This window comes from Thermodesulfobacteriota bacterium (assembly GCA_036482575.1).
In the GTDB taxonomy this organism is placed as follows: domain Bacteria; phylum Desulfobacterota; class GWC2-55-46; order GWC2-55-46; family JAUVFY01; genus JAZGJJ01.
In genome coordinates, this window is record JAZGJJ010000096.1 from 1 (window position 1) to 9,663 (window position 9,663).

General features: G+C 58.3%; 8 protein-coding genes. 7 read left to right on the forward strand and 1 reads right to left on the reverse strand.

Annotated features, from left to right (window positions below; translation table 11 throughout):
- Positions 1-84 precede the first annotated feature (84 nt).
- From V3W31_04170 to V3W31_04200, 7 genes are all read left to right on the forward strand, one after another.
- Positions 85-978: a M56 family metallopeptidase gene (locus V3W31_04170; GenBank protein ID MEE9614138.1), complete on the forward strand. Its 894-nt coding sequence runs from the start codon at positions 85-87 to the stop codon at positions 976-978.
- Positions 979-1,024: 46 nt separating this feature from the next.
- Positions 1,025-2,344, forward strand: coding sequence for a TolC family protein (locus V3W31_04175; GenBank protein ID MEE9614139.1), 1,320 nt, complete (start codon positions 1,025-1,027; stop codon positions 2,342-2,344).
- Positions 2,345-2,377: 33 nt separating this feature from the next.
- The gene (locus tag V3W31_04180; GenBank protein MEE9614140.1) at positions 2,378-3,856 is read left to right on the forward strand and encodes an efflux RND transporter periplasmic adaptor subunit; all 1,479 of its coding nucleotides are present in this window, start codon (positions 2,378-2,380) and stop codon (positions 3,854-3,856) included.
- A gap of 75 nt (positions 3,857-3,931) precedes the next feature.
- Positions 3,932-7,087: an efflux RND transporter permease subunit gene (locus V3W31_04185; GenBank protein MEE9614141.1), complete on the forward strand. Its 3,156-nt coding sequence runs from the start codon at positions 3,932-3,934 to the stop codon at positions 7,085-7,087.
- Positions 7,084-7,446: a P-II family nitrogen regulator gene (locus tag V3W31_04190; protein ID MEE9614142.1), complete on the forward strand. Its 363-nt coding sequence runs from the start codon at positions 7,084-7,086 to the stop codon at positions 7,444-7,446. The genes V3W31_04185 and V3W31_04190 overlap by 4 nt, the downstream gene beginning before the upstream one ends.
- 26 nt (positions 7,447-7,472) lie before the next feature.
- Positions 7,473-8,606 (forward strand): NAD(P)/FAD-dependent oxidoreductase, encoded by a 1,134-nt coding sequence (locus V3W31_04195; GenBank protein MEE9614143.1) that lies wholly within the window; start codon positions 7,473-7,475, stop codon positions 8,604-8,606.
- A 294-nt stretch (positions 8,607-8,900) separates the two neighbouring features.
- Positions 8,901-9,233: a hypothetical protein gene (locus tag V3W31_04200; protein ID MEE9614144.1), complete on the forward strand. Its 333-nt coding sequence runs from the start codon at positions 8,901-8,903 to the stop codon at positions 9,231-9,233.
- Positions 9,234-9,284: 51 nt separating this feature from the next.
- Here V3W31_04200 and V3W31_04205 read toward each other — a convergent pair.
- Positions 9,285-9,663, reverse strand: a 379-nt coding sequence (locus V3W31_04205) for an SUMF1/EgtB/PvdO family nonheme iron enzyme (GenBank protein MEE9614145.1), incomplete at its 5' end; no start/stop codon positions are given.

Genomic DNA, 9,663 nt, shown 5'->3' on the forward strand with positions numbered 1-9,663 from the left:
GGACCCCTCGGAGCTCGAAAGGCTCTCGAAACTCATAGAGAAAAAAAAGCTGGAAATGATGGAAATAAAGGGGGGGAAATAGAGATGCCCTACCTCTTGCTGGCGCTCACGTCGTTCTTTGTCGTCACCGTCGCCGGGCTTACGCTGGGGCTCCCCTACCTTATGGAGCTTACAAGGGCGGCGCTCGAGTGGTGCCGGCACCTGATGTTGCTCTGCCTCCCCTACCTGTCGATACTCAAGGCCTCGGCACTCTGGGCGGTGGCGGGGCTCGTCTCGGGCGGGCTCGTTTACGCCTCGGTTAAGGCGGTCTCGGACGGGCTGAGGGCGAGGAGCGCGATCGAAAAGCTCCCGCTTCTCGATAAAAACCTCGGGGTCGTGCTCATAAAGGACGACTCGCTCAAGGCCGCCTTCACCCACGGGCTCCTAAGGCCCAGGGTATACCTCTCCACGGGCCTCCTGAAGGGGCTTACCAGGGAAGAGGCTCATGCGGTCCTCCTGCACGAGGCCCATCACAGAAAACATATGGACACCTTGAAATTCTTCTGCCTCTCGCTTTTCAGGAACGCCCTCTTCTACCTGCCGCTCGTCGGGTGGCTGGCCGAGCGGGTGAGGGAGAAGAGCGAGAGGGCCGCCGACGACAGCGTCGTTAAGAAGACCGGCAACGGCCTCGGCCTCGCAAGCGCGCTCGTTAAGGTGGCAAGAACGTCTACCCCCCTGCCGCTGCCCGTCTCCATAAAGGGAAGCGGCGAGACGGAAAGCAGGATAAAGAGGCTCGTGGAGGGGGAGGGGGGGGAGCCAAGGCTCTCCGTTCCGCCCCGGAGGCTGGTGGCGTCGAGTCTGGCCATAGCCGCCTTGATCGTCCTCGGCCTGTCCCTGCCGCTCCTGGCTTCGACCGACAGTTGCGATATGGACCACTGCTCCATGCACGGCCAGGATGTAGGCAACGAGTGCGAAACCCACTGCGAGACACAGGGATAACGGAGGATTTTTTTTGGCCATGCATACTACAAGGCGTAGAATAGAAATGGGGACTGGAACAGGGTTCAAAAAGGGCGCTTCCTCGATATATCCCCTGCTCATCGCCCTCGCCCTGGTACTCTCCCCGGATGAGGGCCGAGGGGCGGGGGCGGGGGGCGGGGCCGAAGGCGTTGCAATTGAGCCGGCAACGCTTAAAGAACTTATAGAATACGGGGTCGAGAACAACCCGCGCATAGGCGCGGCTAAACTCCGGTGGATGCGTGTGGCGGAAAAGTACCCGCAGGCGACCTCCTTAAGCGACCCCATGCTCACCTACACCCTCCCGATAGAAAAGGTAGAGACCCGGCTCGGCTCGCAGGACCACATCATCATGCTCAGCCAGAAGCTCCCCTACCCCGGAAAGCTCGCGCTTAAGGGAGAGGTCGTCAATAAGGACGCCGCCATAGCCCGGACCGGCTACGAACGGGTCGTACGCGACGTCACGGCGAAGATAAAGAAGAGCTTTTACGAGCTCTACTACATAGACCACGCCATAGAGCTTGCCGAAGAGAACAAGACAGTGCTCGAATACTTCTCGAAGATAACCACCACCAACTACGGGATAGACGAGAAGGCGCTCGACGGCCTCATAAGGGCGCAGACGCAGTACGGCAAGGCGTCCTCGATGCTCATAACGCTGCGCGAGATGCGCTCTGCCCGGGAGGCGAGGCTGAACGCCCTCTTGAACCGCGCTCCCGGAGAGCCGGTGGGAACGCCGGCGGAGCCGATACTAAAACCCCTCGGCCACTCCCTCGACGAGCTCTACGAGTGGGGTTCGGAGAACCAGGAGCTGAGGATCTCGAGGCTCCGGGTCGAAAAGAACGAGCTTAAGAAGCGGCTCTCGGGCTACGCCTACCGCCCGGACTTCCGCGTGGGCCTTAACTACATCGTCACCGGGGACCCGCCCATGTCCGGGATAGACGACGCGGGCCGGGACGCCGTGGCCCTGACCTTCGGGCTGAATATCCCGCTCTGGTCCAGGAAGAACCGGGCCGCGGTAAACGAAGCCGGGCTCGGCATTGCGGAGGCCCTCGAAGAAAGGGCCGCGCTCACCCGCGAGGTAACCAACTCCATAAAGGGCGTCTACCACAACCTTAAGGCAAACGAGCAGCTAATCGCGCTCTACCGGGACTCCCTCATACCCGAGGCGCGCCAGTCCATGGAGATAGCCGAGACCTGGTACAAGAACGGCAGGGGCCCGCTCTCCGGGCTCCTCGAGACCCAGAGCATATGGCTGAACTTCAAGCTCGCCTACCACAGGGCCGTGGCGGACTACCTGAAGAACACCGCCGAGATCGAAAGGCTCACGGGACGGGAGTTCTATTGACGAATACGCCCCCCATAAGGAGGTCTAAAGGGAATGAAGAAACGCATCTTCTATAGTCTCGTGGCGATCATAATCGGCGGCGCGGCAGGCGGCGGGGCCGTCTACCTCATGGGCGTGGGCAAGCAACCCACCCCCACCACCACCACCGAGGAAACGGCGCTGAAAGAACCAACGGCGGAAACGGAGGGAAAGGGGAAAAAGATCCTCTACTGGCAGGCGCCCATGGACCCGACCTATGTCTCGGAGAAGCCCGGCAAGTCGCCCATGGGCATGGACCTCATACCGGTCTACGAAGGGGAGGAGACAGCCTCGGAGCCGGGGACCGTAAAGATAGACCCGGTTACCGTGCAGACCATAGGGGTGAGGACGCAGACGGTTAAGAGGACCGAGCTTAAAAAAACCGTAAGGACCATCGGCAGGATCGCCTACGACGAGAAAAGTATCCACCATATCCATACCAGGGTGGAGGGCTGGATAGAGAGACTCTACTTCGATTATACGGGACAGGCGGTCAAAAAAGGGGACGTACTCCTTGAGATATACAGCCCGCAGCTCGTCTCCACGCAGGAGGAGTATCTCCTCGCAATTAAATACCGTGAGGCATTAACCGGAGTGGGAAGAGAGTCTATCGCGGACCTGGCTCGCAGAAGGCTTGAAGTCTGGGACGTACCCGAGCACCAGATAAGGGAGCTCGAAGAAAAGGGTGAGGTGATGAAAACACTTCACGTCCATTCCCACTCCGACGGGATAATAATAAAAAAATCCGTCGAGCACGGTATGTTCGTCAGGCCGGGCAGGATGCTCTATGCCATAGCCGACATATCGAAGGTCTGGGTATACGTGGACGTCTACGAGTACGAGCTGCCGTGGATAAAGGCCGGGCAGGAGGCCGAGATGACGCTTGCCGCATACCCAGGGAAGGTATTCAGGGGCACGGTCTCCTTCATATACCCATTCATGGAGCCTGAAACACGAACAAACACGCTGAGAATCGAAATCAAGAACCCGGGAGGCCTGTTGAAGCCCGATATGTACGCGAACGTGACGATAAAGTCGACGATAAGCAGGGACGCCCTCGCCGTGCCCACCGAGGCGGTCATAAGGTCCGGCGAGAGGAACGTCGTGATCGTGGCGCGCGGCGGGGGGAAGTTCACACCTGTCACGGTAACCCTCGGCGCTTCGGCCGAAGACCACTACGAAGTGCTAAAGGGCCTTAAGGAGGGAGATATTGTGGTCACCTCGGCCCAGTTCCTCATAGACTCGGAGTCGAGGCTCAAGGAGGCCGCCCGGAAGATGCTCGAGATAAAGAAGGGCAAGGCCGTGGAGAAGGAAAGCATGGAGGGGATGAAGGAAACGCAGAAGATGGACCGCCCCGCCATGGAACATAAAGATATGCCGGGGATGGGAGGAAAGAAGGGTATGGAAGGGATGGGGGGGATGGAGGGGATGGAGTCCATGGACGACCCCGGGATGAAAGAAATGGACCACGACAAGATGGAGCACAACCACTAAGAGCCGTGATGCGTAAGAAAACCCGTGATGCGTGTGCGTTATGCGTGATGCGGAAAAACTTAAGACAAAGACAAGATGATAAGAAAAATAATAGAGCTCTCCATAAATAACCGCTTCCTCGTAATACTCTTCACGCTCTTCATCGTCGCCTGGGGAGTAGTAGTGCTCCAGAAAACCCCGCTCGACGCCATACCCGACCTCTCCGACGTACAGGTGATAATCTATACCGAGTATCCGGGCCAGGCCCCGCAGGTGGTCGAAGACCAGGTGACATACCCGCTCACCACGGCCATGCTCTCGGTCCCTTACGCCAAAGTGGTAAGGGGCTATTCGTTCTTCGGCACTTCGTTCGTCTACATAATCTTCGAGGACGGGACCGACATGTACTGGGCGCGGAGCCGGGTGCTCGAGTACCTGAACTTCGTCTCCGGCCGCCTCCCCGGGGGCGTTACCCCCTCGCTCGGGCCGGACGCCACCGGTGTCGGCTGGGTCTACGAGTACGCGCTGGTCGACCGTACCGGCGCCCACGACCTCGCCGATCTCCGGAGCATACAGGACTGGTACCTCCGCTACGAGCTCCAGACCGTACCGGGCGTAAGTGAGGTGGCGAGCATCGGCGGCTTCGTAAAGCAGTATCAAGTCGAGGTGGACCCCACGAAACTCATCGCCTACAACATACCGCTCGGCAAGATAAAGCACGCCATAATGCGAAGCAACAACGACGTCGGCGGGAAGCTCGTCGAGATGGCCGAGACCGAGTTCATGGTGCGCGGCCTGGGTTATATAAAGAACATCGAGGATATTAAAAATATCGCCGTCGGCGTCGGCCCCGGCGGCACCCCCATAACGATAAGGGAGATAGCCGATGTGCACATCGGGCCCGAACTCCGCAGAGGCATAGTCGAGCTCGACGGAGAGGGAGAGGTCGCCGGCGGGGTGGTCATCATGCGCTACGGCGAGAACGCCCTTACCGTCATAGAGAACGTAAAGAAGAAGCTCGAAACGCTCAAACGGGGGCTCCCGGAAGGTGTCGAGATAGTCCCTGCCTACGACCGGTCCATATTGATACACAGGGCCGTGGACACATTGACGGAAAAACTCCTCGAAGAGAGCCTCGTGGTGGCGCTCATATGCGTCCTCTTCCTCCTGCACTTGAGGAGCGCGTTCGTTGCCATAGTCACCCTGCCCATAGGCATACTTATCTCCTTTATCGTCATGTACTACCAGGGCATAAACGCCAACATAATGAGCCTCGGGGGGATAGCCATAGCCATAGGCGCCATGATAGTGGGCGCCATAGTGATGATAGAGAACGCCCACAAGCACATAGAGCTCGCGAGGGCGGAGGGGAAAGGGGGAAAAGAGGAGAAAGACCACTGGCGGATCGTCATGGACTCGGCCAAGGAGGTGGGGCCCGCGATCTTCTTCTCGCTCCTTATAATAACGCTCTCCTTCATGCCGGTCTTCACCCTCGAAGCGCAGGAGGGGCGGCTCTTCAGCCCGCTCGCCTTCACCAAGACCTACGCCATGGCGGCCTCGGCACTCCTCTCGATAACCCTCGTGCCAGTACTCATGGGATACCTCGTAAGGGGCAGGATACTGTCCGAGACCAAAAACCCCGTTAACCGCTTCTTCCTCTTCATATACAGGCCCGTGGTATCCACGGCCTTGAGGTTCAAAAAGAGTTTGATACTCCTCTGCGTACTGGCGCTTGCCCTGACCGCAGTCCCGTTAAAGAAACTCGGGAGCGAGTTCATGCCGCCGCTGAACGAAGGCGACATACTCTACATGCCCACCACGCTCCCCGGAATATCCATAACAAAGGCCAAAGAACTCCTCCAGCAAACGGATAAGATATTAAAAACCTTCCCCGAGGTGGAGCGCGTCTTCGGCAAGATAGGGCGGGCCGAGACCGCCACGGACCCGGCCCCTCTCGCCATGATAGAGACCACCGTGACCTTGAAGCCCGAGGAGGAGTGGAGGGAAGGGATGACGATAGACGGGCTCATAGAAGAGATGGACAGGGCGATCAGGTTCCCCGGCCTTACGAACACATGGACCATGCCCATAAAAAACAGGGTTGACATGCTCTCAACGGGCATAAAGACCCCGGTGGGGATAAAGGTAGCGGGAGACGACCTCCCGACGCTCGAGAGGCTCGGCATCGAAATAGAGGCCGTGGTGAGGGACATACCGGGCACCCGGTCGGTCTACTCCGAGCGGGTCGTCGGGGGGAACTACCTCGACTATGAGATAAACAGGCGCGAGGCCGCCAGGTACGGCCTTACCGTCGGCGACGTGCAGGACATCATAAAGTCCGCCATCGGCGGAATGAACGTCACCACGACCGTCGAGGGGCTCGAGCGCTACCCGGTGAACCTCCGCTACGGCAGGGAGCTGAGGGACGACATAACCAAGCTCAGGCGAATACTCGTCCCCACGCCGCGCGGGGAACAGATACCCATAGCCCAGGTGGCGGACATAAAGATAAGGAAGGGACCGCCGGGCATAAAGAGCGAGAACGCGCGGCTAAACGCCTGGGTCTTTATCGACATACAGGACGTGGACATCGGGACCTACGTAAAGAGAGCAAAAAAGGTCGTATCGGAAAAGATAAAAATCCCAGCGGGCTATTCCCTTCTCTGGAGCGGACAGTACGAGTACATGGAGCGGGCCAAGGAGAAGTTGAAGCTCGTGGCGCCGCTCACACTCGTCATAATATTCCTGCTCCTCTACTTCAACTTCTCAAACGTTGCCGAAAGCCTTATAGTGATGCTCTCGCTCCCCTTCTCTCTGGTCGGAGGGGTCTGGCTCATGTACCTGCTCGACTACAACCTGAGCGTCGCCGTAGGGGTGGGCTTCATAGCGCTCGCCGGGGTGTCCGTGGAACTCGGGGTCATCATGCTCGTCTACCTCGACCTGGCGTGCGAGAAGCGTAGGAGTGAGGGGAAGCTTGAAAACACGGCCGACCTGCACGAAGCGGTCGTCGAGGGGGCGGCCACGCGCATAAGGCCCATCATGATGACCATGGCCGCCACCATAGGAGGGCTCCTGCCGATTATGTGGGGCGCGGGAGCGGGGAGCCAGGTCATGAAGAGGATAGCCGCGCCAATGGTCGGGGGCATGGTCTCGGCCACCATACTCACCCTCATCGTGATACCCGTGATATACGCGCTCTGGAAAGGCTTAAGCGTGGGCAAGGCGAACAAAGAGGATGGAGAAGAAACATGAAGGAGATAAAGGCCTATATACGACAGATCAAGGCCGAAGAGGTTATACACGCCCTCGAAGAGGCCGGGGTTCCGGGACTTGCCATTATAGAGGTGAAGGCAATCGGGAAAGAGGTGGAGGGGGAAAAGACAAGATTTTCCATCGATTACGCCGAGAAGGTCTGCTCAACCGTAAAGATAGAGGTCGTATGCAGGGACGAGGACAGTGAGAGGCTCGCGAGTATTATAAGTAAAGCGGCGCATACGGGCCAGCGCGGCGACGGGATGATATTCGTCTCAGACGTGGCGGAGGCGGTTAAGATACGGACGGGTGAGTCAGGCGAAAGTGCGTTGCTCCCGACCGATAAAAAAGAAGGATAGGGTCCTTCAGTGAAGGAAAAGATAGTATGATCGAGATTGCCGGCGCAGGGCCTGCCGGTCTCGTCGCCGCCATAACCCTCGCGAGAGCGGGCTTAGAGGTGACCGTCTACGAGGAAAAGCCCGATGTCGGGCACAGGTTTCACGGTGACTTCCAGGGGCTTGAGAACTGGAGCTCTGCTGAGGACGTAACGTGCCTGCTTGACAAGCTGGGAATATCCAATAAACTCTATAGAGAGTTTATCTGCCAGCCGTATGACGAGCTCACCGTATATGATGCCAATCTGAACAAAACCGTCGTGAGCGGGGAGAGGCCGCTCTTCCATCTCGTCGAGAGGGGCGGCACCGTGGGCTGCTTCGACAGGGGACTCCTCGATATAGCGAAGGAGGCCGGGGCTCGGGTCCTCTTCAATACGAGGGCCGGTAAGCTCGAAAAGGGCGGTATCGTGGGCATCGGGCCGAGGGCCGCGGATGTGATAGCGAAGGGGGTTCTTTTCAAGACAACCATGGAAGATACGGCCGCGGCCATACTCGACGACAGACTCGCCCCGAAAGGGTATGCCTACCTCCTGATACATAAAGGAAGGGGTACCATAGCGACATGCATGTTCAGGGAGTTCAAAAGGGAGAGAGAATGCTTTGAAAGGACCGTCGAGGCCTTCTCGAAGGTCTTCCCTTCCCTCGACATGGCAGATGAGAGGGAGTTCGGGGGATACGGCAATTTTTTCTTCGGTAAACCCGTCTATGAAAACGGGAGGTATTATGTGGGTGAGTCGGCGGGTCTCCAGGACTGTCTTTTTGGCTTCGGGATGAGGTATGCGATGGTCTCGGGCTACCTCGCGGCGGTGAGCATCATCAGCGGGGAGGATTATAAGACGTTATTGAAAAGGGAGTTGCTGCCCTTGCAACGGGCATCTCTTGTAAACCGTTTCTTCTTTGAGAGGCTCGGCAACAGAGGTTACGTCGGTTTTATAAACTGGATTTCCAGGGGCAACGCCATGGAAAACATAAGAAGATTCTACAACCCGTCTCTTTTGAAGTCACTCGTCTACCCTGTAGCGGGTTGGAGATTTAAGAGCAGGCTCGTTGATAAGGGCTGCCACGGCGCGGATTGCACATGCGTCTGGTGCAGGTGCGGAAAAGAGGAAAAAAAGGTCTGTTAGCCGAAAAAACATACGAAAGGGGGTGTTGAGCATGAAGAGACGTTTTATGGTGCCGAGGGTGGCACACTGCGGCGAAGGGCACGGTAGCCGGTCCCGGGTATGACCTTAAACTGCCCACCAGCTTATAGTGCCTCCAGCCTGGTGCTGCCGCACGGTTAACGTCATAAGCGGCCCAATACAGCATTGGTATCTCATACCCCGAACGGTCGTCCTGAAAATTCTTCACCCCCTCCACTTGACAACATCGAATACCGGGTCAAGACTCTTACTATAAGCAAGGAGGAGGTGATAGTCATGAAAGCGAAGGTATTAGCAGTCGCGGTCCTTTTCGCGTTAGCCGTCCCGGCAACAGCGGTGGCCGCCATGGAGGGGAGGGGCATGATGGAAGGGGCCAAGTCCGTGGAATGCCGCCAGATGGTGCACGATATGGCGGGGATGCTGAAGGAAACGATGGGCATCCTTGAAGGCATCTCCCACATGCCGGGTGCAGCCGAGAAAGAGAGGCTCAGCGAGATGATGGGACAGCTGGACGAGATGCTGGGCAAGCACGGCCAGACGACGGAAGGAAAGGCGATGGAAGAGAAAACGACGGAAGGAAAGACGACGGGAGGCGGCTATCTGGAATAGCCTTTTCCCCCGCCTGTCATCCGGAGGCGGCCCCGAGGGGAAAAGGGCCGCCTACCCGTCCTTCGCGCATCTGAAGCCGAGGTTATTGACCCTCGTAATGGGCTTGTAGCCGACGCGGCTGAAGGTCCTCGCGAACCTGTGGCTGAGCCCCCATGCCCCCCCCCTTGCCGTAACCCTCCTCTTATCATAGGAGGAGTCGACCCACTCCCAGACGTTACCCGTCATGTCGTAAGCACCGTAGGGGCTCTCCCCGTTCCCGTAGCTCCCGGCCTTCGTGGTGCCAACGACCCCGGACAGACTCGTGTTGGCCTTATCCGCGGAGAACTCGTCCCCCCAGGGGTAGACGCGCCCGTCGGTGCCGCGGGCGGCCTTCTCCCATTCCTCCTCGGTGGGGAGCCTCTTGCCAGCCCACGCGCAGTAGGCCTCGGCG

Excerpts from the sequence above, each read along its gene's own strand:
- V3W31_04170 (MEE9614138.1), top strand. The coding sequence starts at position 85 with ATGCCCTACCTCTTGCTGGCGCTCACGTCGTTCTTTGTCGTCACCGTC.
- V3W31_04175 (MEE9614139.1), top strand. The coding sequence starts at position 1,025 with ATGGGGACTGGAACAGGGTTCAAAAAGGGCGCTTCCTCGATATATCCC.
- V3W31_04180 (MEE9614140.1), top strand. The coding sequence starts at position 2,378 with ATGAAGAAACGCATCTTCTATAGTCTCGTGGCGATCATAATCGGCGGC.
- V3W31_04185 (MEE9614141.1), top strand. The coding sequence starts at position 3,932 with ATGATAAGAAAAATAATAGAGCTCTCCATAAATAACCGCTTCCTCGTA.
- V3W31_04190 (MEE9614142.1), top strand. The coding sequence starts at position 7,084 with ATGAAGGAGATAAAGGCCTATATACGACAGATCAAGGCCGAAGAGGTT.
- V3W31_04195 (MEE9614143.1), top strand. The coding sequence starts at position 7,473 with ATGATCGAGATTGCCGGCGCAGGGCCTGCCGGTCTCGTCGCCGCCATA.
- V3W31_04200 (MEE9614144.1), top strand. The coding sequence starts at position 8,901 with ATGAAAGCGAAGGTATTAGCAGTCGCGGTCCTTTTCGCGTTAGCCGTC.